23 protein-coding genes are annotated in these 26,764 nt (G+C 42.3%); 10 read left to right on the forward strand and 13 right to left on the reverse strand.

Annotated features, from left to right (window positions below):
- Positions 1-34: 34 nt before the first annotated feature.
- Together tamL and LLW17_RS06220 are read right to left on the reverse strand one after the other, a co-directional pair.
- Positions 35-2,323, reverse strand: coding sequence for a translocation and assembly module lipoprotein TamL (gene tamL / locus LLW17_RS06215; protein WP_228229396.1), 2,289 nt, complete (start codon positions 2,321-2,323; stop codon positions 35-37).
- On the reverse strand, positions 2,307-7,283 hold the full coding sequence (locus LLW17_RS06220) for a translocation/assembly module TamB domain-containing protein (RefSeq protein ID WP_228229397.1): 4,977 nt from the start codon (positions 7,281-7,283) through the stop codon (positions 2,307-2,309). Before LLW17_RS06220 ends, tamL begins: the two co-directional genes overlap by 17 nt.
- A gap of 176 nt (positions 7,284-7,459) precedes the next feature.
- On the opposite strand from LLW17_RS06220, the gene LLW17_RS06225 reads away from it, so the two are divergent.
- Positions 7,460-7,738, forward strand: a complete 279-nt coding sequence (locus LLW17_RS06225) for a hypothetical protein (protein WP_228229398.1) — start codon at positions 7,460-7,462, stop codon at positions 7,736-7,738.
- Between the two features lie 72 nt (positions 7,739-7,810).
- Here the strand turns inward: LLW17_RS06225 and LLW17_RS06230 are convergent, their stop codons facing one another.
- Positions 7,811-8,524: a hypothetical protein gene (locus LLW17_RS06230; RefSeq protein ID WP_228229399.1), complete on the reverse strand. Its 714-nt coding sequence runs from the start codon at positions 8,522-8,524 to the stop codon at positions 7,811-7,813.
- Positions 8,525-8,747: 223 nt separating this feature from the next.
- Here LLW17_RS06230 and LLW17_RS06235 point away from each other — a divergent pair, with 223 nt between their 5' ends.
- Together LLW17_RS06235 and LLW17_RS06240 are read left to right on the forward strand one after the other, a co-directional pair.
- Positions 8,748-9,992, forward strand: a complete 1,245-nt coding sequence (locus tag LLW17_RS06235) for a carboxypeptidase-like regulatory domain-containing protein (RefSeq protein WP_228229400.1) — start codon at positions 8,748-8,750, stop codon at positions 9,990-9,992.
- A gap of 94 nt (positions 9,993-10,086) precedes the next feature.
- Positions 10,087-10,608 carry an ExbD/TolR family protein gene (locus tag LLW17_RS06240; protein ID WP_228229401.1) on the forward strand — a complete coding sequence of 174 codons (522 nt, stop codon included), beginning with the start codon at positions 10,087-10,089 and terminating at the stop codon, positions 10,606-10,608.
- On the opposite strand, the gene LLW17_RS06245 is transcribed toward LLW17_RS06240, so the two are convergent.
- Positions 10,605-12,797 carry a tetratricopeptide repeat-containing hybrid sensor histidine kinase/response regulator gene (locus tag LLW17_RS06245; RefSeq protein WP_228229402.1) on the reverse strand — a complete coding sequence of 731 codons (2,193 nt, stop codon included), beginning with the start codon at positions 12,795-12,797 and terminating at the stop codon, positions 10,605-10,607. The genes LLW17_RS06240 and LLW17_RS06245 overlap by 4 nt on opposite strands.
- A 293-nt stretch (positions 12,798-13,090) precedes the next feature.
- Here LLW17_RS06245 and LLW17_RS06250 point away from each other — a divergent pair, with 293 nt between their 5' ends.
- Positions 13,091-13,738 (forward strand): WbqC family protein, encoded by a 648-nt coding sequence (locus LLW17_RS06250; protein WP_228229403.1) that lies wholly within the window; start codon positions 13,091-13,093, stop codon positions 13,736-13,738.
- Here LLW17_RS06250 and LLW17_RS06255 read toward each other — a convergent pair.
- The 7 genes from LLW17_RS06255 to LLW17_RS06285 all read right to left on the reverse strand — a co-directional run bounded on the left by LLW17_RS06255 (position 13,727) and on the right by LLW17_RS06285 (position 20,268).
- Complete coding sequence (locus LLW17_RS06255; RefSeq protein WP_228229404.1) at positions 13,727-14,755, reverse strand: endonuclease/exonuclease/phosphatase family protein; 1,029 nt, start codon at positions 14,753-14,755, stop codon at positions 13,727-13,729. The two genes, LLW17_RS06250 and LLW17_RS06255, sit on opposite strands and share 12 nt — an antisense overlap.
- Positions 14,755-15,642 carry a rhomboid family intramembrane serine protease gene (locus LLW17_RS06260; protein WP_228229405.1) on the reverse strand — a complete coding sequence of 296 codons (888 nt, stop codon included), beginning with the start codon at positions 15,640-15,642 and terminating at the stop codon, positions 14,755-14,757. The genes LLW17_RS06255 and LLW17_RS06260 overlap by 1 nt, the downstream gene beginning before the upstream one ends.
- 1 nt (position 15,643) lies before the next feature.
- Positions 15,644-16,417: a rhomboid family intramembrane serine protease gene (locus tag LLW17_RS06265; protein ID WP_228229406.1), complete on the reverse strand. Its 774-nt coding sequence runs from the start codon at positions 16,415-16,417 to the stop codon at positions 15,644-15,646.
- Positions 16,418-16,459: 42 nt separating this feature from the next.
- A complete protein-coding gene (mutL, locus tag LLW17_RS06270; RefSeq protein WP_228229407.1) occupies positions 16,460-18,340 on the reverse strand; it encodes a DNA mismatch repair endonuclease MutL in 1,881 nt (626 codons plus the stop codon).
- Positions 18,341-18,428: 88 nt separating this feature from the next.
- Positions 18,429-18,710 (reverse strand): riboflavin synthase subunit beta, encoded by a 282-nt coding sequence (locus tag LLW17_RS06275; RefSeq protein WP_228229408.1) that lies wholly within the window; start codon positions 18,708-18,710, stop codon positions 18,429-18,431.
- A gap of 272 nt (positions 18,711-18,982) precedes the next feature.
- Positions 18,983-19,474 carry a 6,7-dimethyl-8-ribityllumazine synthase gene (gene ribH / locus LLW17_RS06280; protein ID WP_228229409.1) on the reverse strand — a complete coding sequence of 164 codons (492 nt, stop codon included), beginning with the start codon at positions 19,472-19,474 and terminating at the stop codon, positions 18,983-18,985.
- A gap of 29 nt (positions 19,475-19,503) precedes the next feature.
- On the reverse strand, positions 19,504-20,268 hold the full coding sequence (locus tag LLW17_RS06285; protein ID WP_228229410.1) for a tetratricopeptide repeat protein: 765 nt from the start codon (positions 20,266-20,268) through the stop codon (positions 19,504-19,506).
- A gap of 152 nt (positions 20,269-20,420) precedes the next feature.
- On the opposite strand from LLW17_RS06285, the gene recF reads away from it, so the two are divergent.
- The 3 genes from recF to LLW17_RS06300 are packed head-to-tail and all read left to right on the forward strand — an operon-like array spanning position 20,421 to position 22,218.
- On the forward strand, positions 20,421-21,500 hold the full coding sequence (gene recF / locus LLW17_RS06290; RefSeq protein ID WP_228229411.1) for a DNA replication/repair protein RecF: 1,080 nt from the start codon (positions 20,421-20,423) through the stop codon (positions 21,498-21,500).
- Positions 21,497-21,922: a lipocalin family protein gene (locus LLW17_RS06295; protein WP_228229412.1), complete on the forward strand. Its 426-nt coding sequence runs from the start codon at positions 21,497-21,499 to the stop codon at positions 21,920-21,922. Before recF ends, LLW17_RS06295 begins: the two co-directional genes overlap by 4 nt.
- Positions 21,922-22,218 carry a DciA family protein gene (locus LLW17_RS06300; protein WP_228229413.1) on the forward strand — a complete coding sequence of 99 codons (297 nt, stop codon included), beginning with the start codon at positions 21,922-21,924 and terminating at the stop codon, positions 22,216-22,218. The genes LLW17_RS06295 and LLW17_RS06300 overlap by 1 nt, the downstream gene beginning before the upstream one ends.
- A 120-nt stretch (positions 22,219-22,338) precedes the next feature.
- Here LLW17_RS06300 and LLW17_RS06305 read toward each other — a convergent pair whose 3' ends face one another.
- Positions 22,339-22,758, reverse strand: a complete 420-nt coding sequence (locus tag LLW17_RS06305) for a nucleoside-diphosphate kinase (protein WP_228229414.1) — start codon at positions 22,756-22,758, stop codon at positions 22,339-22,341.
- Between the two features lie 111 nt (positions 22,759-22,869).
- The gene (locus tag LLW17_RS06310) at positions 22,870-23,892 is read right to left on the reverse strand and encodes an alkaline phosphatase D family protein (RefSeq protein WP_228229415.1); all 1,023 of its coding nucleotides are present in this window, start codon (positions 23,890-23,892) and stop codon (positions 22,870-22,872) included.
- Positions 23,893-23,969: 77 nt separating this feature from the next.
- On the opposite strand from LLW17_RS06310, the gene LLW17_RS06315 reads away from it, so the two are divergent.
- The 3 genes from LLW17_RS06315 to LLW17_RS06325 are packed head-to-tail and all read left to right on the forward strand — an operon-like array spanning position 23,970 to position 26,758.
- A complete protein-coding gene (locus LLW17_RS06315) occupies positions 23,970-24,992 on the forward strand; it encodes a DHH family phosphoesterase (RefSeq protein ID WP_228229416.1) in 1,023 nt (340 codons plus the stop codon).
- Positions 24,979-25,536: a gliding motility-associated peptidyl-prolyl isomerase GldI gene (gene gldI, locus LLW17_RS06320; RefSeq protein WP_228229417.1), complete on the forward strand. Its 558-nt coding sequence runs from the start codon at positions 24,979-24,981 to the stop codon at positions 25,534-25,536. Before LLW17_RS06315 ends, gldI begins: the two co-directional genes overlap by 14 nt.
- A gap of 52 nt (positions 25,537-25,588) precedes the next feature.
- Positions 25,589-26,758, forward strand: a complete 1,170-nt coding sequence (locus LLW17_RS06325) for a peptidylprolyl isomerase (protein WP_228229418.1) — start codon at positions 25,589-25,591, stop codon at positions 26,756-26,758.
- Positions 26,759-26,764: the final 6 nt, after the last annotated feature.

Consider the following 26,764-nt stretch of genomic DNA (forward strand, 5'->3'; position numbering starts at 1 on the left):
GCTTTAATGCCTGATGTTTAGCTTTCGCGAAAGCTTAAAACGGATAACCAATAGCAAAATTCAAAATCGGATTACTCACGTCCCACGACCAGCGCTCGCCTTGTTGCAAACTGGGATCGTGAAAAGGAGCTGCAAGATCCAGACGTATTACAAAACTCTGAATGTCTACACGCAACCCAAAACCGCCTCCAATACCCAGCTCACTCATAAAATCACTGCCAAAGGTATCACCATCTAAAGCCTCGTTATCTGTGGTGTTCCAAACGTTTCCGGCATCGACAAACAAGGCTCCCTTCAGCACATTGATCAGCGGAAAGCGGTATTCGAGATTGGCCTCTAAACGTAAATTACCGGTCTGATCATAGTAACTGTTGTCATTATCGGGCTCGTAAGTTCCGGGACCCAGCGAGCGCGTTCTAAAGGCTCGTACACTATAGGGTCCGCCCGAAAAGTACTGCTTGGTGTACGGCACCACTTCAGAATTGCCATAAGGAACACCCAAACCGGCGAAAAGCCGTGTTGCAAGGGTTTGATTGCTGAAGTTGAAATGATACCGCACATCGGCATCCAGACGCGCGTATTGCGCATAATCAAGGCCAAAAATACTCTGTGGTTTATTTCCGCTTGCAATAAGGCTCAGGCTATTACCGGCGGTGTCAAAATTGGCGTTAAAATAAATCTGATGCGCTTTCCCCGCGTCTACCATACCGTTATAAATAAACGAGTAGGTAAGACCCGAAATAAACTGCTGCTCAAAACTGGTTTGTAAAAAAGGATTAGCCTCCAGAATGGCATCAAATTCAGGAGTGGTATTGGCCAAAGAAACGTAGTTTATCGCTACCGGATTGATCTCGTGAGTCACGTATTTATTAGCCTGCCATACGTAACCAAACTTCCCTTCCACCGAACCCAGCGTAAACAATTGGGTACGATTGAGATAAGCCACGCCCAATTCCATCTTCGTTTTGGGAATGTCGTATTTGAAATAGTCTTTGGAAATGGTAACGGGAAATAGCATTCTGGGGAAAATCAGCGTTCCGTTTAAACCCAATTGAATGCTCGAACTCCCGGCATTATTGCCTGCACCACCGGCCTGTACTTCATAACTTCCGTCCAGGGAAATATTGAGCGTCTCCCCGCCTTTAAACAGATTGCGGTTTACAAACGTGAATCCCAGTCCCGGACCGGTAAAGCCGTTGGATTTGGTGACCCCTTTTACCTCAGCGCGCACGGCACGTTTGTTTAAGGGCGAAAGAAAAATATTGGCTTCCAGCAATCCCAGACTGTCATCTGCCGCATCGGTTTCCAGCTCATTGTAGCGAATGTTCACAAACTTATAGGCACCAATAGAACCCAGTCTGCGGCTGGTGGATTTTGAGGTTGACGGACTGTACAAATCGCCTTCTTCGAGCAGGATAAAAGGATCGAGACGCTTCGGTTTAAAAAAGGTTTCGCCCTGAATAAAACTCTTCTGAGCAAAGCGGGTTGTATCTAAAGCACTACTGTCTAATTCTACCGTATTATTGGGATACACATTGACTTTAGCAATCTTGTAGGGTATCACCGATTTTGGAGGAACGTCCTTTTTCAGCCTTAAATAAAGATCAAAGCGCCGGTTTTTATACTGATTGGTATCGGTCTCAAAAATCAAAAATGCCGGGTTGAAGTTGTAATAGCCCTGTTCTTTGAGATAGCCGTCTATACGCTGACGTTCGGCTTTCATAGCACTGAGATCAAAACGCATATCCTTTTTGATGAGGCTTTCAGTTAAAGAATTTTTAATGGAATTGTAAACCGGAAGCGTATCGGTATCCAGCTGATAGGTTTTAAGCCGATAGGGTTTTGACATGCGCAAGCGGTAAATGGCTTCGGCTTCCTTATGGGTTGTGTCGCGCACAATCTCTGAAGTCGCCACGCTGTAGAAAAAACCTTTATTTTCAAGTCGGTTCAACAGAATTTGTTCCATCTCATAGGTCTGTACATCGGTATCGTAAACCGGCTCCTGACCGAATTTTTTATTGAGAAAGCGATTGATAAAACCCGGCTTTTCACGGCTGGCCTTGTAATGAAAATACAAACCGGGATAACCGCCCAAAAGACCACTCACAGGATCTGGTCGCAGCGCTGCCTCAAGGTCAAGCTGTATATTATCAATATCGTTTACTACCGAATCTGGCGTTAGCTCAACCCGGTGATCCACATATAAAAATTTATCTTCCGGAATAAAGCGCTCAACCGAGCAGCTGTAAAGCAGCAAACCCAGCAACAGAAGAGCGGATACCCGTTTCAATAAGTGTAGTGTATGATTAGTTCTTCTCGTCATCCTCTTCTTTTTTTGCCGGAAACATCGACTTCCAGAGCTCTGTAAACTTGTTAAACTCCTGCGTAAACAAAAGCGAAATACCATTAACGATGATTTGGCCGTCAACCACATTCTCAAACTGACTGCGGCGATAGCCTCTTAGGCGGTAACGGCCGTCTTCGGTCAATAAATACTCAATGCTTACGTTGCCCACCACCGGAGCCGTGCCGCCATCTGCATTGGTATTACTGCCCTGCAGGTCAACATTGCTGCCTACACTTACCACCACCCTGTCGTCAAATAGTTTTTTCTGTGCGGCGATATCCAATGTCGTTCGCTCGCTGGGAGAACTTCCCTGATAGTCGGTGTAGCTGTCCAGACCAAAATTTAAATCGAAACCGGTGTCTCCCAAAAGTTTATCTGAAAACAGATTGAGCTGGTCTGAAATCGCATCATTCAGGTTATCCCGGGCGATAGTAGCAGTACCTCCCGCACTGCCATCGCTGGATGCAGAGGGGAAAAATCGGTTCAGTACAAGCAATGAGAAAACCTGTTTATTGAGTTCGTTCTCCTGTTGATTAAGCTGTTGTACCCTGCTGTACACCTGTCCTCCTATCGCACCACGACTGGCTTCCGGAATATCGAGATTAAACGAAATAACCGGTTGCATAAGTTCGCCGTTGATATTGATGTACACCCTAAATGGTACTTCCTGACGGTATTGTCCCTGAGTGCTGATATCTGCCCCACTCGTTTGTGAGGCCATAAGTCCGCTCGCTGAAGTTTCCACGCTGTAATAAGCCTTGATATCCAGATCGGCATCAAAAGGATCACCGGACCAGGTTATGCGGCTATCCGGAGCCAAATCAAACCGACGCTTGACCAAACCATACAAACTCATCTCATAATGCCCGTCTGTGACATCGTACCGCCCGCTCAGGGTCATCCTTCCGTTAGGATACATATCAAACTGAAAATCACCCGTACCGGAAACCTGAAAATTATCGCCGGTTTGCTCGTCAATTACAAGATTAAAAGTTGCTCCTTTTGCTATACTCAAATTGGCATCTACCCCAAAGCCCGAAACGGTATAGGATTCCTCTTCAGAATTGGTAAGAATAGCATCGGGATTTTCTTTATTTACAAAGATTACTACCCCATCCTTAGATTCGATCTGCACTTCAGAAGGTGGTAAGACATAGGTGAGATTCGTCTCGGGATTTACGGTAAGGTCCAGTTTAATTTCAGGTAAATTGAGATCTCCGGTTACGCGGGCATCTGCATCAAAAACCGCTCTCCCGTAAACCAGATCAAAATCTTCTTTGGTTGAGTTTAACGCTTCAAAATTGGTCGCTTTGATATTTAAATCAAAAGTAGGATTGATAAAACTTTCCGTGCCCACTTCCCCATTTACAACCAGGGTATTGGAGCTGGCATCCTGTATTTTGAAATCTGAAAAATACAAAGCAGTATTATCAAGCTTAATGCTTTCGTCAGCCAATAGAAACGGTGCATTGAGTTTGGTAACCTCAAACTTGGCCTGATCAAAATTTAAGGTTCCTTCATAATTAGGCTCTGCAGTGGTACCGGTAAGACTTAGTTTACCATTCACCGTACCCGAAGCATTGCTGATCTCTCCCAGTGAAAAGTTCTCCGAAGCTTGCATCTGCAAGGCGTTGATGTCAAGGTCTAAATCAATTTCAGCAGCGGTAGCATTCGTTCGATAGGTTCCCGTGAGATCCAGATCGGCAACTCCTTCCTTTACACTCAGATCAAAATCGTAAGCCGTTGCGCTAATCGATTTTCCGTTTGCGGTAAGCACGCCCATATCGGTTCCCAGGACTTCAAAATCTACAATCTTAAGATCGGTTACCATTCCCGGAGAAGTTGTGGGTTCTTCTACGGCAAAGATTCCGCTTAACTTACCTTTTGCCAGACTTTCATCAGGATTGAGGAAGCTTGTAATGGTCGAAAGTTTAAAATTATCAAACTGCACGCCCAGATGCTCTTTAGATACACCCGATAACGCGTTGCCCGCTTCTACCCGCTGGTTGTTGTAACTCAGCACAAAATCGGTAAACACAGTATTGTTTTCCTTAAATGCAATCCGGTTGTTTGGGTTGACATCCCAGGAATTTTTATTCAATATCAATCCGTCAGGCACAATGTGCAGCGTGACTACATCATCTTGCAATTCGATTTCTGAAGCGATATGCATCAGGCGTTCGTTCTTATGCATTGAACTGAAATCAAGCGCGAGCTTGCTGTTTTGCAAAGCTCCTTCCAGTCGGGTATTTTGAAGATCAACGGGGCCTGCTATCAATTCCCGTAACCCAAAGTCAAAGTTTAGATGTTCAGCATCAGAATCCATCGTAAATGCCAGACTGTCTATGGTGTACCCGTTATAATTGATGTAGGGTAAATTGATGTCTGCATTGAGATCGCGCTTGAGTTCGTCAAAATTGATTGCAATTTGCACGGTATCGAGCTCGCGCAGATTGGGGACAAAGACTTCATTCAGTATAGGCGCTTCGTGAACCGTTCCCCTTACACGTATCAGAACAGGATCTGCAATGGTATCCATAGTGGGGTTGGTGTCCAGGTATCGTCTAAAATGATTCTGAACCGCCGAAAGAAAATGTCCGGGGCTGGTATTAGACTCCAGATCCAATTGAAGAATTCGGTTTTGTATATCTACCGAAGTCGTATCGGGCTTTACAAAGGCGTTTACCGAAAGATCGCCCAGTTGATAAGCCTCATCATCATACACCGCTACACCGCGGGTTATTTTTGACTGAACCTCATAATCGGTTGCTGTTCCTTTAAAATTAGCCTGAAGATTAAAAGCAGCTTTTATGTTTTGCTTTACCAATCCCAGATCTTTTAAGTCGGCTCCAATTAAATCAAGGTTAACGCGTGCACCGCTTGCAACCGAATCCAGATCTACATCGGCATTAAGCTTCATATTCAGATTTGGGTCTTTATAGGATGAAGTAAGCGCACCACTTCCGTTTTTAAACTCACCCTCAAGCTTCAAGTCTTTAAACGTATACGTATTGTAATCCAGACTGTCTATTTGCGCGGTAAGACTCGCATCAAGATCATTAAGTGTAGCTCCCGAACCACGGGCATCCAGATTAAAGCTCACCTGCCCCAGGCTCTCGTTTTGAAGCAGATTACCCAATCTTATTTGAGAACCCCTCACCTGCCCCTCAAATTCAATCGCGTTCTCAAAATTAAGCTTACCATCTAAAGTCACAGCACCCTCACTGGTTTGGAGGGCACTTTTGGTAAGAAGTCTGCTGTCTGTTCCTTTAAGCGAACCTGTAAGTTTTACTTCCTTAGGCAGGTTCACACCCAGGTCGGCCTCATTTAAGAATTTGGTCAAATCGCTTCGCGAACTTTTTACACGATAATCCGGAAAGTTATACGCTAATTCTTCAGGATTTGTGAGGTTATAAACTGTACCCCGCAAGCGTATTTTAGTAGCATTACCCCAGTTAACCTGAGCACTGGTAATATCAAGAGCGCTTAGGTTTCCGCTTGCGGAAAGATTACCGGTAACCGGGCGTCTGCTCAGTTTAGCAAGATATTCATTAGACCGAAGCCCGGGTTGAAACTTAAAAATCGTGTTTAAATCTGCGACGATTCGGTCCAAATTGAGATTGAGGCGCGCATTTCCGGGATTTTCAATAAAATCTGCCAGTGAAGGATAACTAAGTTGTGAAGATCCCGAAAGTTTGTTTCCATTCAGCTGAAGATTTAAGCCCTTGAGATTTAAATTTTCATCAGTTGCTTCGACTTCAAAATTAAGGGTCTTCAAATCGAGACCCGAAGCTTCTTCAAAATTGGCCTCTGCAACAGTGGCGGTCAGGTTTTGGTCTTTAAAATCCAGATTGGGAACCTTAAAATTAAGCTTTGATAGTGCAACCGCATTAGGATTAAATTGACCCGAGGAAACCTGCGCTCCATCGAGCGTGTAGGTAAAATCGGTATTGTGCAATTCTAAATTTTCAGCATTCACTACCAGTTCGGGCCAGGTAAACGGAACAGGTTCTGCTGGCGTTTCAGAAGAAGGCTGTTGCGTTTTTAAGTCGAGATTTACGATACTGTTTTCCAGTAAAAAACCGTCTATACGGTAATTTTGATCTTTTAGGTTTAATTGAGGGACCGAAGTAATGAGATTACCCACATCTGCCTTGAGGCTAATACCATCTGGCAGTGAAGCATAGTCTACTTTTACATCAGTTAGGGTCAGACTGCTTATGCTAATCTGAGGCATAGGTGCCGCGGTAGTGTCCTCAAACTCCGGGAAAGGTTTGGTCTGCCTATAATACAGGCTGGTATTATTTAGGCGAACATCTCCCACATCAAAAACAAACTGATCCAAATCGGTTTGATCGACATCGAGTTCCAATTGGTCTAGTCGTAATCGTGCATCAATACCGGCAACATCATCCTGAAATTTTAAATCGAAATTTTCAAAATCGAAAGAACCCAGATTCAGCTTAAAAGCTGTGGTATCCTGTGGTGTTTGTTGAACCGTTGTGGTGTCTGAAGCAAAGGCATCAACCAGAAACTCATAGTTAAATCCGGCAACAGAATCCTTACGAATGATATTTGCCTTGAGTCCCTCCCAGCTTACATCATCGATACTCAGAGGACCGCCTTTTATAAGAGACCACAGCGGAATATCGGCTTCCAGGTGTTTGCTGTAAACCAGGGTATCGCCCTGCTTATCTTCAAGGTACAAACCGTCCAGGGAAAGATTTCCGTTAAACGTTATAAACAGCTTGTCAATCTGAACTTCGGTATTGGTTTTTGATTTGATGTAGTTTACAGCCTTGTCTACCAAAATCCCCTGCCCCCACGGACTGCGTACAAACAGAATGAGCAAAAGGATTAAAAGCACTAAAACCCCAAGTAGTTTAGCTATAATCTTCAGGGTTTTCTTTAAAATCTTTTTGGCTTTTGAGGTCATACAATCCCGGTCTGGCCGCAGTTAAATCTGCTGCATTTTTGGAGTGTTAAAAGTAGTCTTTCTGCCTGTTGCACTAATAAGCCTTACTATTAAAACCTTGTTATAGTTTTCTTTAAAGGCAGTTAAAATGGTTTCTATAACGATACCAGACCGTTACCTTTAATAAAAATCACATTATGAAAACCAAGAATAAAGAAGAAAACACGTATAATTCAGACCTTACAAAACACGATAAGGACATTCTCAACCAAAAGAACATTCACAACGATGGCGGTGCAGATGAGCAATTGCGCAACCGCACCAAAGATGTTGATTTCACCGGGAATGAACTGGATATCCCTACCGGAGAAAAAACCACAGCTCAAACCACCCGTCTCAAGGATGAAGAAAATAAATTGTACAGCCAGGGAGGTAGCCGTAATAACAATCTGGAAGAACAAAAAGGTGAGTTATAAACTACGGCCGCTTTAAATACTAAAAAAGGGTCTGCAGTTGCAGACCCTTTTTTAGTATACTGTTTTTTCAGCTTAATTGCTGCTCTCTTTAACGTAGACAAATTGTGCTTCAAAACCGGTGGCTAGTAACCATTGATTGGAATAAACCAGATTACCCAGTTCGTCATAGATATAAAATTCTGCGGTATTTGCCCCCAGCGAACCCTGATTGAGTGCTTTAATGGCTATTTTATTGAATCCTTCCTCGAGTTGCATAGTGATCTGAGTAAAGGTGCCTGCTAAAAATATACCGGGTACCACTGTGCGATTATTGTTCAAAATAGCCACACGGTCGTTATCAATGGCTCCAAAATCGCGGCATTTTATAATGAGTTGCTTGGAATTTCCTTTAAAAACCCCAAAATCAATATTCTCGCGGGGTACATTGCCCCTGCGCTCCCGGTCCAGACGTGCCTGGTATTCATTCATAGCGTCGGTATAGCGTTTACCCGAATCTGCAAAGTCCTCACGGTCTAACATATAAAAATCGGAAGACTCGGGTGCCCGTAGTACCGGCCTTTCGACCAGCTTACCACTTGCATCGAGTTTTAAAGCCCCCTGAGATCTCGGAACTTCGAGATCTGGTGTCGATTTTTCGGGTTGAATTGCAGGAGTATTTGTGGTGTCTTTTGCCGCGGGAATTTTAAAAGAACCAGACCGGTTATCGATCTGGCTAAAAGCGCTAAAACCTACCAAAATCATGGTAACGAGCAGCAAGCCCCTTTTGGGAAATGCATACCGATTCAATTTAAGTGGCTTTATAATCACTGTATTTTTCTTTAAATACCCATTTAGGGCCGCAATGTTGCACAAATTTACGCAATTATAATTTTCATAAATCGTGCCAAATAAATTAACTCTAAAAATCTATTCATTAAGGTATTATGAAAAAATCGTATCTTCAAAATAAAAAACTTTAATGAAAACGATTAATTATTGCACGTCCCAAAATTATCTCTTCAAATCACCTATGAGATACTTTTCCCTAATACTTTTTGTCCTGCTTTCGTTTAAAGCCACAGCTCAGGAGTCTGAAGCCTTTATCGAATATCAGGGAACTGTTATCGACAGCGAAACTCAGGATCCTCTTCCTTTTGTCAACATTCTCATAGAAGGTTCTAATATTGCAACGGTAACCAATTCAGAAGGAGATTTTGTGCTTAAAATACCCGAAGCTATGCCTCAGGCAAAGGTATCCTTTGGTTATCCCGGCTATGAAAAATTGCTCATCATTTTAAGCGATTTAAGCCGAAATGCCAATACCATAAGTTTAAATCCTCAGACCACACAACTCGATGCGGTAAATGTGAGTGTACCCAAAAACGCAGAAGCTTTGGTACGCCTTGTTTTTGAAAACAGAACTCAAAACTATTTGGAGGACGAGACCTACATGACCGCGTTTTACAGAGAATCTATAAATCGCAGAAACCGAAGCGCCTCCCTGGCCGAAGCAGTGGTGGCCATAGAAAAAAAACCATATACCTCAAACGGAAAAGATCTGGTCGCCATTTACAAAGCCCGTAAAAGCACCAATTACGACCGCCTTGACACGGTAGCCCTCAAGCTTCAGGGTGGGCCGCTTAATGCGCTCTATGCAGACCTGATGAAATACCCCGAGTTTTTTATGACGCCACAAACTATTTCCGATTATGATTTCAGTTTTGGGGAGCCGGTTACAGACGATGGGCGTCTGGTTTACACCGTTAATTTCAGGCAAAAGCAATCTATTCTGGATCCGCTTTATTATGGCAAACTTTTTATTGACGCAAAATCCTACGCCCTTACCAATGCGGTGTACAATATGAATGTCGAAAACCGAAAACTGGCGTCAGAATTATTTGTGCGAAAAAAACCAAATCAGGTAAAAGTATGGCCTACCGAAATCACCTATCGCGTAGACTACCGCAACCGCGACGGTAAATGGTATTACGGGTACAGCAATGTAAAGCTCGAATTTGTAGTCAACTGGAAACGTAAACTTTTTAACAACAAATACCGAATAAGCAGCGAGATGCTGGTGACAGACTGGGAGAAAGCCATCAATGTCGCAGACCTTTCGAAAAAATCAAATTTTAAAAGCAATACGATTCTAGCCGATGAAGTTTCGGGTTTTGCAGACCCTCAATTCTGGGGTTCGTACAACTTAATAGAGCCCGAAAAATCTATCGAAGAAGCCATTGAAAAAATTCAAAGACAAATAGAACGCTCCGAATAAAATCAAAAGGATATAAAGGAGCATTCTCAAATACAGACATTTAAGGCATATTAGTTGATACGTGTTTTTATAAGTCTAATTAAAAACACGTATTATGAGAACAACTACTTCTGTAAATGCCGGGTCTATGGCAGACATTGCATTTTTAATGCTCATCTTCTTTTTGACCACCACAACAATTGAGACCGATAAAGGTTTGAGTCAAACCCTGCCCGATCCCTGTTTAACCAAAGATTGCACAGCCGAAATTGCTGAGCGCAACCTGTTGCGAATTTCAATAAACGGGAACGGGGAATATCTTATCAATGAGCGCGTGATTCAACTTGAAGAGCTTTCCACGCAGGTTGTCAATTTTGTAATGAATACCGAAAAATCAGCTGTAAAACCGTCGAAGCCTGAAAATGCCGTGGTAAATCTGGAGCTTTCGCGGGAGCTGGACTACGGGACCTATATTCAGGTTTTAGATGGTGTAAAACAGGCTTATCAACAGATGCGCAGTGACTACAGCTTTGAGCGATTTTCTAAGGCATTAGATCAGCTAAACGAGCGCGAGTTAGAACAGGTATTGCAAGCCTACCCGCTTAATCTGGGAGAATCTGCGCCAGCCAGGCTTTAATGCATCGCGCGGCTGCGACGGGCCATTTGCTCGTGAATGGTTTTAAAAAATTTCTCTGTGTTAAAGGGTTTGCTTATAACATCATTCATCCCACTCTCGAGAGCTCTCCGGGTTACGTAGTTTTCTACGGAAGCAGTAAGCGCAATTATGGGTACATCCAGCTCAAAATCCCGAATGATTTGTGTGGTTTGATATCCATTTAGACCCGGCATATTGATATCCATTAAAATGAGGTCATAGTCCTGGTTTTTCACCAGCTCTATGGCCTCTTTTCCGTTAGATGCTTCCTGTACTTCGGCTTTGAAATTACTCAAAATACGATTGGTCACCATCCGGTTTATTTTATTATCATCTACGACCAAAAATCGCAGCCCTTTAAAATCAGCCGGTAATTCTTTAGGAGGAATAGGTGCTTTCTTAGAATTAGTGTTAGTAACCTGAAGCAAGGTTGCCTCTTCCAAAAGCAACTCAAAACTGAAGGTACTGCCCTTCCCGGGTTCACTCTCCACCTCAATATCGGCGCCCATTTTCTCAAGCAGTTTCCGCACAATAGGCAAGCCAAGACCTGTACCTTTAGCTTCCCTGAGTTGTAACTCTTCGAGCTGGCTAAATTCATCAAAAATAGCTTCCTGCTTTTCTTTAGGAATCCCAATACCGTTGTCCTGTACTTCAAAACGTACCTGATGTTTTCCCGATTCCAGATGCTTAACGGTAAGCCGCAGGCATACTTCGCCCTTTGGGGTAAACTTAATGGCGTTACCTATAATATTGAGTAAAACCTGTTTAATCCTTCGCGCATCGCCCACCACATAATTAGGCACATTGCGATCGATGTCGCAGGTTAGCGTACACTGTGCGTTTCGTAATCGATTACGGTCAAAACTGTTAATCACATCTTCCACCAATAATTTAATATTGAACGATTTTTTAACCAGTTTAAACGAATCGTCCTCCAGTTTTGAAATATCAAGCAGATCGTTAATGATTTCTAGAAGATGGTCTGCACTGAAACGCAAGGAACTGATCTCGTCTTTGTATTTCTTCAATTCCGGGTTGTTTTCAAAAATTGTAATCATCCCGGTAACCCCGTAAAGCGGGGTACGCATTTCGTGACTTAAAGTAGAAAAAAAGCGGGTTTTGGCCCGTTCACTTTTTTCGGCACGTATTTTAGCCTTTTCCAGATTGGCATTTTGAAACTTTAAATTTTTGATTAGCCCCAGACGTAAACGTTCACTATAAAACAAATAAACAAGAAACAAAACCATCAATACAATAATGGAAGCCAGTAAAATAGACTGAGTCTTCTTGCGTTGCAGATCGTTATCCAGTATTTCCTGTTGCAGTTTTGCCTGATTGCGTTCGCGTTTGGCTTCGGCTGCCTCAAATTTAGCCTGAGCCAGTTGATAAGTCTCCTGAGCTTTTAAATTCTCCTGATTCTTATAATATTCCATAAACCGTTTTTGCACTTCATAAGCACGGTCAGGATAATTTTGCTCTCTTAAAAACTGGGCATAACGCTCATAAAAGTCAAGCGCCAGATAATCTATTTTCTTTTCTTCTATAAGCTCATAAGCCTTATTATAGCTTTCTAAGGCACGATATTTCACGTTTTGGGAAACATAATAATCACCCCATAAAATCTCCAGATGAATCAGGGGATTATCAAAGTAGATATAAGCCGGATCATAACTTTTCTGCGCCTCTTCAAGGTACTCACGCATAAGCTTATAATCACCCATTTTGTGATACAACTCGGCAAGATTGAGCGCAGCATCGTTAAACTCGCCGTCATTTAACCTCTGCTGAATGTGCAACGATTTCTTATAGTATTCCAGAGCCTGAGCCTGGCTTTCTTTATGAGCCGATAAATCTGCCGCGAGATTGTTATAGGCCCAGGAAATTAGTGTGTCGTTTTTAGACATCTGCGCATAGTGCAAGGCTTTCTTCGAATAGTTAAGGGACTGAACTGTATCGCGCAAATTTGCGTGACTCACACTCAGCAAATTGTATCCGTGAAAAAGATAGGTGAAGTTTTGCTGCTGCTCAGAATCTTTGATCAACTGACCAATGAGATCTATAGCCGCTACGTAATTGTTCGCGTCGGTTACCTTAAAAATACTGTCAAGCTGAGCTTTTAAAGTGGGTTTTGGCTGTTGCTGAACATTTTTACTAAATGAATAAGCTGCCATGTGGCTTAATAGGAAAGCCGAAAAGAGCAGCAGAAGTAAGGGGCGAAAGTTCTTTCTCAAGTTGGGGCGTTAAAAGCTGCCATAAAGATACATTTTACCGACGATATGCACGTAATAAATTGATTAGTTTTATTTTAACACTAAATACAGCTCAAATAACAACTGAATCATTTAGCCCAAAACAGTTCAATCTACAATTCAAAAGCGCACAGGTTGAGCACGTGTTTTTATGGTATTATCTGCATCTGCTCTCTGTTTTAAAAGATTTATCTTTGCCGCCTGAAACAATAGCCATGAAATCTGTTTTACACCCCACTTATTTTCCTGACATTCTCACAACAGCCGCTATGGTACAAAGCGAGCAAATCCTGTTTGAGGTTTGTGATAATTATCAAAAACAAAGCTACCGCAACCGTATGTATATAGGCACCGCAAATGGCCGGCTATTGCTTAACATACCTGTAAAACATACCGGCACGGGAGGTCATAAAAAAACTGCCGATGCTCAAATTGAATCGAGTTTTTTGTGGCAACGTCAACACTGGCGCTCACTTGTTATAGCATACAGAACCTCACCTTTTTTTGAGTTCTATGAAGATGAACTCCACCCATTATTTCATACAGATTACGAGAGCCTGCTTGAATTTAACAAAGCAACTCTGGATTGTATTTTTGAACTGCTTGATAGCACCCCAAATACCCATTATACAACAACCTATAAAATGAATTACGACGATTCAGAAATACAGGACTTGCGGATGCTGGCAGATGCTAAACGCAAACCGGAAATGACGCTCCCCCGCTATCGTCAGGTTTTTGAAGAGAAAACAGGTTTTATTCCGCATCTTTCGGTACTTGATCTCATTTTCAATCTGGGTCCCGAAAGCTTAAGTTACTTAACCGACCTGGACCTTCAACCTCTAATGCGCTCAAAGGCTTAATACCGCCTCGATGGGATAATGGTCGGAATAATCAACATCAAAATTTTTAAATACTTCAACTTCAAATTCCCGATCCGGTAAGATAAAGTCAATACGCATTGGGATGATGTCAAAAATAAAGGTGCGCCCAAAACCACTTCCCTGCTCCTCAAAAGCATCTTTTTTAGTTCCTCTGATCTTGTTATAGGTGTAAGAATAAACGGTATTATTAAAATCTCCGGTAACAATTTTTTTATACCCGCAAGCTGCCTGATGCTTTAAAAATAAACCGGTTTGCTCCTGCTGTTTTTTAAACGCAGTGCCCAGCCTTCCCAGGAGGTATTTGGTATTCTCCTCTTCCAAAGCATCAAACCTTGGAGTCAGTGCGAGCGATTGCATATGCAGGTTATAAATTCGGAGGGTATCTTTATTTTTTACGATATCAACAAAAATCCCGTTGTTGAATGTGCTTTCAAAGTCTAATGAACCGCTGTTGATGATCTTGTATTTTGAAAAAACAGCCGGGCCATAATTTACCGCCTTTGCTGTGCTGCCCAGATATACGTGGGGATAATCTGCCAAGCGGGGCGCTCCGTATTTAGAATACTCCTGAAAACAAATGATATCGGGCTGAGCACTTTCAATAAGCTTCGCAATTCCTGATGTAACCTCGTCATTTTGGTAATCCTCATTGCGAAAAACATGAACATTGTAACTGAGCACTCGAATCTGATTTTCAGATTTTGATACATCCTGCGGAAGAATTCCATCCCCAAAACGATACAGGGTTTTACCATTAAAAAAGCTGATACCTATAAGTATCGCCGAAAGTAAGAACTGCCGTTTAAACTGAATAAGCCAGTAGATCACAAAGCCCAGATTTATAGCTAATAAAACCGGTATAATAAGCGTAAGCACCGAAGCCGGAGGAAAAATACGGGGAGGAAAATAAGGCAGGACATAGCCTACCAGTAAAAAGAAGGCAAAGAGACTGTTGAGAAAAAAAACAAGTTTATTAAGCAAACCCAGATTGCGCATCAGTTCTCTTTTCCGGCTTTAAACAAAAAGTCTTTATCTTCTTTAGAAAGGCTCTCATAGCCACTTTTGCTAATCTTATCAAGAATTGTATCTATGCGTTTTTGCTGTTCGCTTTTTGACATTCTGGATGATGCGTAGCCTGCATTGGTGCGGGATTCATTTTTGTAAACGGTTTTCATTTTAGCCTTTTTCGGCTGTTTTGGTTTTGCTTTAAACCATCCGACAACCGTATCAGACAAACGCTCCCACCAGGCACCAATATCATTACCTTTTGCCAGTTGCGTGGCATATAAGTAACCAAACAAAGCGCCGCCCAAATGCGCCAGCAAACCACCGGCATTACCCGATGTAGGCAGCTGAATCAAATCCATCAACACTACAAAAACGCCTATGTACCAAAGCTTAACATTAAAGAAAATAAGGCGTACTTCGGTATTGGGTGTATAGGTGGCTATAAAAATCATAATGGCACGCACCGCTGCACTGGCACCTACTAAATAAGCTGTGGAAGTAATTAATACGGGAAACAGATTATACGCCAAAACATACAACGCGCCTCCTGCCAATGCACCCAACAAATACACCGTAAGAAAACGCTTTTCCGTAAACAAATTAAGTACAATCTGACCAAACCAATATAGAATGATCATATTCCAGAAGATGTGGAAGAAACCACCGTGTAAAAAGGCATAGGTAAGCAAAGACCAGGGCTGAATCACCAAACGGCCTAAATCTGTAGGCAGACTCAGCCAGCGTGTAAGTACAGGACCCATATTTAAGGCCCATTCAAGCAGCATCAGCGTCAGCCATACCACTACATTAATCACAATGAGCCTAATGACTATGTTAGCCGTTTTAAATTTATAGCTTAGATCATTTGTCGCCATACTAATACCAGCGTTTATCGTTAAAACTATTCTTTTTCCAGTACCACATCATAATAAAACCAAACAGGGCACCGCCGATGTGGGCAAAATTCGCAATATTTTGACCAAATAAGCTAAAACCGGTCACGCCGGAGAACAAATCAAGCAGTAGTAACGCGGGAATGAAAAATTTAGCCTTGATCGGAACAGGTAAAAAGATAAGCATAAGTTCTGCATTGGGGAATAACATCCCAAATGCTACCAAAACTCCATAAACAGCTCCTGAAGCTCCAACAGCTCGGGTTGAAAAAGCCTCGACCATACCCTGTACAGCCTGCACATCGGTCACCGAGTTTGGAATGCTGTACTGACCGCGGTTGGCAACGATACTCTTGTAGGCATCATTGACATAAGAAGTTATCTGATCAGGAGAAAAACCGGAATCGGACAAAGCCTGAAAACCCTGATAATAAAAAAAGTAACCCACAGCCAGATGAATGAGTGCTGCTCCCAAACCGGCAGAAAAATAGAAAAAGATAAATTTATTTTGGCCTATTCGGGCTTCCACCGCACTCCCAAAAGCCCAAAGCGCATACATATTAAACAGTATGTGAAAAATACTGCTCTGATCGTGCATAAACATATGCGTAAGCGGCTGCCAGTATTCAAAATACGGATTCAACGGAAACCACAACGCAAAGAGCTCCTGAGCCTGAGGGAATAAAAACTTTGTTCCCAAAAAGAAAATAACATTGATAATCAGGAGGACCTTTACAGTCTCGGTAATTCTACCCATTGTTTAAGTTTACAAATTAAAGTCGCTTAAGCAACAAACCATTTAGGCGTTAAATTTACGATCCAGCTCGTCTACACTAAGCGTTATAAAGGTTTTTTTATGAAATGGAGACAAGGACGGCTCTGTACAGGCAAATAATTTATTGACCAAATGCTCCCGGGATAACTCATCAAGCTTTTCTCCGGTTTTTACCGCCATACTCTTGGCCATGCTTTTAGCCAGAACATCGGTTTGGCTAAAGCCCGAATCGGGAACCTCGTGCTCTACATCACTTAAAAGTTGTTCTAATACAATTGAAACTTCACTTTCGGGAATTCCGGCAGGAATCCCACTTATTTCAAGCACGCCTTCTTCAGACATATTGAGCATAAAACCGGTATTCTCGAGAGATTCTTTCAGTTCGCCAATAATCATCCATTCAGTAGGCGAAAAATCCAGCCTCAGCGGAAAAAGCAATTGCTGACTCACCGATTCTTTAACGGTAATATTGCGTAAAAATTCTTCATAAAGCACCCGCTGATGCGCACGCTGTTGATCGATGACCAGCATACCGCTTTTAATGGCGCTTACAATATATTTATTATGTAGTTGATAGGTATTTGCCGTCTCAGTTTCTGTCATGGGTTTATCACCAAAACCCCTGCTTTCCTGCTCCACAAAAAGCGACTCGGTTTCAGATTCTTCCTCCATCTCAAGACTGCTGAAGGAATTTGAACGGGATTGCTTCTCAAGACCCTCGTAGAGATTTTCCCAACCTGCAGCGCTCTTTTTTTCATAATTGGGCGTGCCGCCAAAACCACTTTTAGGACTTACCGTCTCAAAGGGATTGAAGTTGCGATCCACATCAATACGCGGGGCCTCAACGGCCTTGTTTTTATAAGAATACGGCGTATCCATACTAGACTCCCGGTTAAAATCAAGAACCGGAGCGATGTTAAATTGCCCCAGACTGTGTTTTACTGCCGCACGCAACAAGGTATAGATGGCGTGCTCGTCTTCAAACTTCACCTCGGTTTTGGTAGGATGAATATTGATATCTATAGTCTTGGGATCTACCCGGAGAAACAGAAAATAACTGGCTCTCGCCCTGTCGGGTAACAAACCGTCAAAAGCTGCACTTACCGAGTGATTGAGATAGGGATGCTTGATAAAGCGGTCGTTTACAAAAAAGAACTGCTCCCCTTTGGTTTTCTTTGCAAATTCGGGCTTTACGATAAAGCCTTCGATAGTAACGATTTCGGTATCTTCAGTCACCGGGACCAGTTTTTCATTGGTCTTAGGACCAAAAACACCAACGATACGCTGTCTTTTATTGGTTTTTGGAAGATTGAAGAGTTCGCCATCATTGTGATACATCACAAAAGAAATTCCTTCGTGTGCCAATGCAACGCGCTGAAATTCATCAATAATATGCCGGAGTTCGACTGAATCGGATTTGAGAAAATTCCGCCTTGCGGGAATATTAAAAAACAAATTTTTTACGGCGATGGAAGTGCCTTTGAGACAGGCGCAAACTTCCTGCGATTTGATTGTGCTGCCCTCAATCTCAATTTGGGTTCCTACATCTTCTCCTTCGGGCCTTGTTTTTAAATCTACGTGAGCAACTGCAGCGATTGAAGCCAAAGCCTCGCCTCTAAAACCTTTGGTATGTAAGGCAAATAAATCTTCGGCACTTGAAATCTTGGAAGTTGCATGCCGCTCAAAAGAAAGCCGGGCATCTGTAGTGGTCATTCCCTTACCGTCATCAATCACCTGAATCAGGGTACGACCTGCGTCTTTTATCAACAGCTTGATTTGAGTCGCTTCGGCATCAATGGCGTTTTCCAGAAGTTCTTTAACCACAGAAGCCGGGCGTTGTACCACTTCTCCTGCAGCGATTTGATTAGCCACATGATCGGGTAAAAGCTTGATAATATCAGACATGAATTCGGTTTAGCTAAAAATTAAAAAGTAGTGCAAGTTAAAAATCTAAGGGTACTTTTTTTAGCCTAAACGCAAAAAATACGTTTGATTAAGAGGTAAAGAAAATGCTCAGATCAAAATCAATAATGTATAGGAAGAGAAAGACTAAAATGGCTACAATAAGCAAAGTCGTTTTACGCGCACGCTCATCCTTATTGTATTTGTAATCTTCCCAGGCTGTAGTAAATTTTGCCTTTAAACCTTTGGTTTCAAGCGTAGCCTTTCGGTACTTATCAAATTTGGATTCTAATTTATACGGACTAGTGTCTCCTTCATAATACCGGGGACTGTAGCTGTATTTCTTGTTCTTGCGTGTTTTTAAAACTCCCATAATCGCTAAAAATCTAAAGTTACGTAAAAAAGCTGTAAAGCTTTAAAAGGGATGTTCCAAAAAGCATTCCAAAAAAAAACAGTAAGCAGTTGCAGTGGGCAGTTACAGGTTGTGAAATAATAAATTAGAAATCAGAAATACAAAATTCGGATAGCTCAATAAAATTAACTCATAATTCTACATTCTTAATTCTGAATTAATAGACCGTCCCAGTTTCAGGTCTTCGGTTTTTAAATAACTAGAATAACCCAATAACTAGTAACTAATAACTCCTAAAACCGGGCTTCCTTGCGCAGTTGGGCCATTTTAATCGCGGCGATTGCAGCTTCTACGCCCTTATTGCCGTGTTTGCCTCCGCTACGATCTATAGCCTGTTGCATCGTATTATCGGTGAGCACACAGAAGATTACCGGGATATCGTTTTGTACGTTAAGATCTTTAATACCCTGAGCCACACCTTCACATACAAAGTCAAAGTGCTTGGTCTCTCCCTGAATAACGCTTCCTACGGCAATTACTGCGTCTAGCATATCGTAGCTCTGCTGCATTTTTTTACAGCCGTAGATGAGCTCAAAGCTCCCGGGAACATTCCAGCGTACGATATTATCTTTGCGCACGCCGCAGTCTATAAACGTATCAAAAGCACCTTGAAAAAGGCCTTCGGTTATGTTGTCATTCCATTCTGAAACAACAATCCCAAACCGAAAGTCTTTCGCGTTTGGGATTGTAGCTTTATCGTAAACAGACAAGTCTGTTGTTGCCATATTTTATTTTTTTAGTTAAGCAAGGCTTTTTACTCTGCTCTGGCCATACCTAAATAAAGAGGTACTTCACTCGCAATTGGAGAATCTGAATACGATTCTTCAATTTGCTCAAGATAACCTACCGCTTTATCGTTTTGTCCCAGACTAATAGCTGTTTGAGCAGCTTTCATCAGAAAACGCGGAGTTGTAAAGTCATTGGTGCGCATTTTTGCAGCATCCTCATAATATGACAACGCCTCTTCAGGTTGATCTAACTGCATAAATGCATCGCCAATAGCACCTTTAGCCAACGGAGCAAGCATCATATCATCGCTTTCAAAATCTTCAAGCTCATCAATAGCTTCCTGATATTTATTGAGATTTAAATACGCCATACCTGCATAATAATGAGCAAGGTTAGCGGCTTTGGTGCTTCCGTAATTATCAATGATTTCAAGGAAACCAAATTTCCCTTCACCACCGTTAAGTGCCAGATTAAATAGTGAATCTTTAGCAACGCTGCCTTCAATCGCCTCGTTGAAATAGTTTTGCGCCTGATACATTTCGTTAGAGGCTTCTAATTCTTTAGGCTGCTGAACAAATTTCTCGTAACCTAAATATCCTAAAACAGCAACTACCACAACTGCGATACCTATTAATATAGGTTTCTGGTTTTGCTCTACCCAGGCTTCGGTGCGGTTTGCGCCTTCGTCAAGAGAATCAAAAACTTCTGCCGTTGTACTTTCATCGTGCAATTGCTCTTCTAGTTCTTCCTCTTTCTTCGGTTTATATCCTCTTTTTTGATATGTAGCCATATTTTAACTTTTGTTGGGCGCAAAAATAAAATTTTTATTCAATATTGATAGCGGATTGTTTTGTTATTTTTCAATAATTTGCAGACGACACCCGCACAATTCAGCTCCTTATTTTTCAAGCAATTAGCATTTTTTAAGCCGAAAAAAAACCTATGATTCTCAAAGCCCTTTCGCTTATCAATTACAAAAATTTTGAATCGGCATCCTTTGAACTGGATGCAAAGATCAACTGTTTTGTGGGCAATAACGGGGTAGGAAAAACCAATGTGCTTGATGCTATATACCACCTTTCATTCGGTAAAAGTTACTTCAACCCCATTACCACTCAAAACATCAATCACGATGCAGAATTTTTTGTGATTGACGGGGTTTATGAGAAAAACGAGCGTGAGGAAAAAGTAATTGTAAGTGCCAAACGCGGTCAAAAAAAGGTGATAAAACGCAACGGTAAAGTTTACGAGCGCTTTTCAGACCACATTGGTTTTTTACCATTGGTCATTATATCGCCCGCAGACCGGGATCTTATTATTGAAGGCAGCGAAACCCGCCGAAAGTTTATAGACGGGGTGATTTCGCAGAGCGACAAGGCCTATCTCGACACCCTGCTTAAATACAACAAAACCCTGTCGCAGCGCAACGCCCTGCTTAAGTATTTTAACGCAAATCACACCTTCAATCCAGATACACTTGAGATTTACAATGCCCAGATGCACGACCTGGGAAGCCTGCTGTTTAAAAAACGGGCAGCTTTTCTGGAAGCTTTTACCCCAATTTTTAAAAAACGCTATGAAGCTATAAGCGGCGGGAAAGAAAACGTCAAACTGAAATACAAAAGCCAGTTGCACGACGCGCCTCTAAGTCAGCTTTTTATTGAAAACCTGAAAAAAGACCGGGCCTTGCAGTACACCAGTGTGGGAGTACACCGCGATGATCTGGGTTTTAAGATTGAAGGACATCCGATAAAGAAATTTGGCAGTCAGGGTCAGCAAAAATCCTATCTTATCGCTTTAAAACTGGCGCAGTTTGATTTTATAAAAGCGCAAAGCAGTACCACGCCCCTGCTCCTGCTCGATGATATTTTTGATAAATTGGACGAAAACCGGGTTACCCAAATCATCGATCTGGTCAATGATAAAAATTTTGGGCAGTTGTTTATAAGTGACACGCATCCTGACCGTACCGAAGCTATTGTAAAAGAAATTCACCAATCGTATAAACTCTTTAAATTGTGAAAAACGCTTATTATCTGATATTAACTCTAAGTTTTCTGGTTTTGGGCTGTGCCCAAAACAATCCGCAGAAGCAATTGCAGCACCTTAACGGTTATTGGGAAATCAAACAGGTTGAAACGGTTGGCGGTAAGGAGCGTGAATACAGTTTTAGCGAACGGGTAGATTATATTGAAATTAAAGATTCTACCGGTTTCAGAACCAAAGTACTCCCACGTATCGACGGAAGCTTTGTAGCTACAGATTCGCGTGAGGCAGTGACCGCACGCATTAAAAACGACTCGCTATATCTGGAATACAGCACCAATTACGATACCTGGCAGGAAGTGGTCTTAAAAGCTGACGCAGAAGAATTGCAGGTGCGCAATGCACGGGGTATAATCTACACGTACAAAAAATTTGAACCTATAAATATTACCGATTAATGGCACAACGCGACGCAGACCCCAGATCTTTAAAAGATGTTTTGGGCGCATTTGTTGAAAAAAACAAATTGCAAAAAGGCATAGACAAGGTTGACGTGGCCGAAGCCTGGCGCGATGTAATGGGACCGGCTATTGCCAAATACACGACCCAGATCAAACTGGACGGTGATCGCCTTATGGTGCAGCTTAGCTCTTCGGTATTGCGGGAAGAACTGAGTTATGGCAAAGAAAAAATACGCACCAATCTCAACGAGCAATTGGGACGGGAAATTATAAAAAAAGTGATTTTGCGTTAAGTGTAGGCCTTTAAACAGCGCATAAAAAAAGCAGCCCAGGGGCTGCTTTTAATTTTTCGGGACTCCGGGGAATATTGAGATAAGCCTCATTTTCCCCTATCGTCTTTAGAGTTGAGGGGTTTAGAACATCTCTCTACCTGAGAAATGGAAAGCACCTTCTATAGCTGCATTCTCATCGCTGTCACTACCGTGAACTGCGTTTTCACCTACAGAAGTTGCATATAATTTACGGATGGTTCCTTCAGCCGCGTCAGCAGGATTGGTAGCACCAATAAGCGTTCTAAAGTCTTCAACAGCATTTTCTTTCTCAAGAATAGCTGCAACGATTGGACCTCTGCTCATAAATTCTACAAGTTCGCCAAAGAATGGACGCTCACTGTGCACCGCATAAAATTCCTGCGCATCAGCAACAGTCATTTGGGTAAGTTTAAGCGCTACAATGCGAAAACCTGAAGCAGTAATTTTTTCTAGTATTGCACCGATGTGTCCGTTTTCTACAGCATCGGGCTTAATCATGGTAAACGTTCTGTTTGTTGCCATTTCTTCTTGTTTTAAGCGCGCCGGTATGGTTTATAAGGCGCTACTCTGGTTTTTAAAAATCGCTGCAAAAGTAATTCTTTTAATGACAATAGCTAAAAGGCTTAACGAATATTAATAATCCTGTGTTAATGCCTGTAAAACCTCATTATTCTCACCCATCATTTTGAAATGAACCTCATTAGTACTGAGATCAATAGCAACTAAACCGTAGTTTTTAAGGGTGACGACTTCTCCAACTCTATTGCTATTGGGTTCGCCATCAAAAGCTGTGTAGGTATGTGTAAGACCACTACTGGTAAAATCAATGAGTGGATACTGCAGTCCCGGAAGTTCTTTTTTTGAAAATTCGGCAATATGACGGTCACCGCTTAAAAGGATCACTGCCTTTGAATTGGATTCTTTGATGAGTTGCTCAAAACGGGCAACCTCGTGTGGAAAATTACCCCAGGTTTCAAAACCGTGTTCTTTGCTTAAAAATTGAACACTGCTCATAATCACTGTGAAATCCGCATCTTCAGAAAGTTCTTTCGCAAGCCAGGCCCATTGTTCTTTACCTAACATCGTGGCTGTGGTATCTGTTGAGGGTACGTAGCGCTTTTCGGGATCTGTTGCGCGTTTCAGTTTACTCCGAAAGTAGCGTGTATCTAACACAATGATTTTTATGGTTTTTCCGGAAACGCTAAAGTCTTTAGATGCATATACCCCTTCAGTCTGGCGTGTTTCGGCATCCGAAGGCATTCCTATAAAATCTAAAAATAATTGCTGGCTCTTTTGCTTTTCGGCATACTCAGCCCCTGCATCGTTGAGACCATAATCGTGATCATCCCAGGTTCCCATCACCGGAATACTTTCGGCGAAAGCCTTATACTCCGGAATGCTTTTCTGCGCACGATACATTTTTTTCATCTTACGCATATTTCGCGTATCGGCATAGATCGCATCTCCTCCCCAAATAAAAACATCAGCCTGAGCAGCAGCCATCTGATCCCAAAAAGGATTTGGCAATTCGGTACGGTTGCACGAGCCAAAAAGAATCTTAAAAGTCCCCGAATCTTTCTTTTGGGCACACAGTGTCTGAAACACGAGTACACAAAAAAGTAAAATAGAAAACCGCCTGATACCTGTATTTTTCATCGCTCACATTTTGCTTAGGTTCAAAATTAGAACTTCTCGTATTAAGTCTATATCAAGAAATCGTATCTTCGTCAACTATGAAAAAAGCAGAAATAGTCCTTCTCAAATCCTTATTAGCATCACCTAAAAAGATTGTAATCATCCCGCATAAGAATCCCGATGGTGACGCGATGGGTTCTACCCTGGCCCTGGGGCAATATCTTACCAAGACCGGCCATAGCGCTACGGTAATTACCCCAAATGATTACCCGAAATTTTTAAAATGGCTGCCCGGCGATAATCAGGTGGTTAATTTTGAATTTCAAAACAAAAAAGCCAAACGCCTTATCAAAGAAGCCGAGCTTATCTTTACTCTGGATTTTAACTCGCTTTCGCGTGTGGGCGATATGCAGCATGATCTGGATAAAGCTACCGCGCAATTCATCATGATAGACCATCACCAGCAACCCGATGATTATGCCGTGGTAACCTACAGTGATGTCACGGTCTGTGCAACCTGCCAGATGGTGTATCACACCTTTGAGATGCTTGATGCCACCCACCTGGTAGACGCAGATATGGCGACCTGCCTGTATACGGGAATTATGACCGACACGGGATCCTTCCGCTTTAGATCTACCACAGCAACAACGCATCGTGTGATTGCAAACCTTATTGAAAAAGGTGCCGATAATGCTTACATCCACCAGCAAATTTTTGACGCCAACAGCTATGAGCGTATGCAATTGCTGGGCACGGCACTTACCAATCTTGTAAAACTTGAAGATTATAAAACTGCCTACATCACCTTATCCCAGGCAGAACTAGACAAACACAATTATCAAAAAGGCGACACCGAAGGTTTTGTAAACTACGGCCTGTCACTAGACGGAGTGGTTTTAGCCCTTATTTTTATTGAAAATGAACAGGAAGGCATCGTCAAAATCTCGTTGCGCTCTAAAGGGGATTTTTCGGTTAATTTGATGGCACGTGAACACTTTGAAGGAGGAGGCCATACCAATGCAGCCGGCGGTAAAAGCGATCGCTCGTTACAGGAAACAGTTGACTATTTTATTAGTATATTACCCCAATACAAAGAAGCCCTGAATGAACAAATTTAATTTCCTCTTAGTTGCCCTACTGGCTCTTGCCGGTTGCAAGACTCCCGAGGCGCGCCGCCCCGTAAGTCACACCGGCGGTTCTTATATTGATGCTTCCATAGCGCGAAATAAGGAGCTCAATAAAGCCGAAGAATCTGCCATAAAAAAATTGATGGAAGCCAATCCGCAGTATGAGTATTTTACTTCAGACAAAGGTTTCTGGTATTATTATAATGTAAAAGATACGACCGCGCTTGCCACAGCAGAAACCGGTGACCTCGTTACTTTTAATTATGAAATTCAGACGCTTAAGGGAGACGTTATTGTAAGTGAAGAAGAACTGGGCACTCAAACCTATCAAATTGAGCAAAGCAATCAGGATTTGATTTCTGGGCTTAAGGACGGACTCAAATTGATGAAAGAAGGCGAGACTGTTACCTTTTTATTGCCTTCGCATAAAGCTTTTGGGTACTACGGCTACCTTGATAAAATTGGTTCAAACTGGCCTATTCAAACGCGGGTTACACTTAACCACATCAAGTCTGGCGAGGCAAACACCCCCTAAAGCATATTATCTAAATACCTGAAGTTTTAAAAAAACCGTAAGTTTAAAATAGATGAGAAACGTGACCTACTTTGCATTTCTAATTTTGTTAACCTTTACAGGTTGTTCTGATGATCCCTATCCGGACCTTAAAGATGGCCTGTATGCGCGTATTAAAACGGAAAAAGGCAGTATGCTTTTTGAACTGTTTTACGATAAGACGCCTGCAGCAGTATCTAATTTTGTTTCTTTGGCTGAAGGTGAAAATCCATTGGCAGATACCATTTACAGCGGAAAACCTTACTACAATGACCTCACCTTTCACCGCATCATCAAAGGCTTTATGATTCAGGGAGGTGACCCTCAGGGAAGCGGAAGCGGAGGCCCGGGATATAAATTTCACGATGAGTTTCACCCGGAGTTAAAGCATGATACGATAGGAGTACTTTCTATGGCCAACTCGGGTTACGATACAAACGGAAGCCAGTTTTTTGTCACTCAGGTTCCCAGTCCGCATCTGGATGCATACACCGCGGAAGGTGAATTAAAAAACTGTTCTAATCCTCAAATTGGCTGCCATACGGTTTTTGGTCAGCTACGTGAAGGTTTTGACGTGCTTAACGCCATTTCTGAGGTTGAAATGCTTAATCCCAAAACCGGCAAGCCCCGCAAACCTGTTAAAATCGAGGAAGTAACTATTATACGAAAAGGTAAAAAAGCACGATTTTTTGATGCGCCTCAGGTATTTACTAAAGAAATAGAGCGTAAAGAAAAAGAACGCAAACAGGCGGCCGAAGAATTACAGCAGCGCAAGGACTCCAAAAAAGAGGAGTTTGAAGACTTACGCAAGCAGACTGACAGCCTGCCAAGCGGTCTGGCTTACATTCTTACCCGGGAAGGCAGCAAGATTAAGCCCAAAAGATCGCAAAGCGTTAAGGTTCTCTATGCCGGTTACTTTAGTGATGGCGAACTCTTTGACACCAATATCAAAGAACTTGCAGAAAGCTGGAATATGCAAACCCGCCCAAAACCCGATATGTACAAACCTTTGGAAATCCCATACGGACCTGAAGCAGAGATGATCGCCGGTTTTAAAGAGGGCATTCAAGAACTTAATTACGGTGACAGGGCCACACTCTTTATCCCATACTACTTAGGCTATGGAGAGCGTGGATACCGTATCATTCCGCCGCGTACCAATCTGGTTTTTGAGGTAGAACTACTTGAAGAGGAGACTGAATAAAGCCTT

Origin of the sequence: Leeuwenhoekiella parthenopeia (genome assembly GCF_020782115.1) — a bacterium.
GTDB classification, from domain to species: domain Bacteria; phylum Bacteroidota; class Bacteroidia; order Flavobacteriales; family Flavobacteriaceae; genus Leeuwenhoekiella; species Leeuwenhoekiella parthenopeia.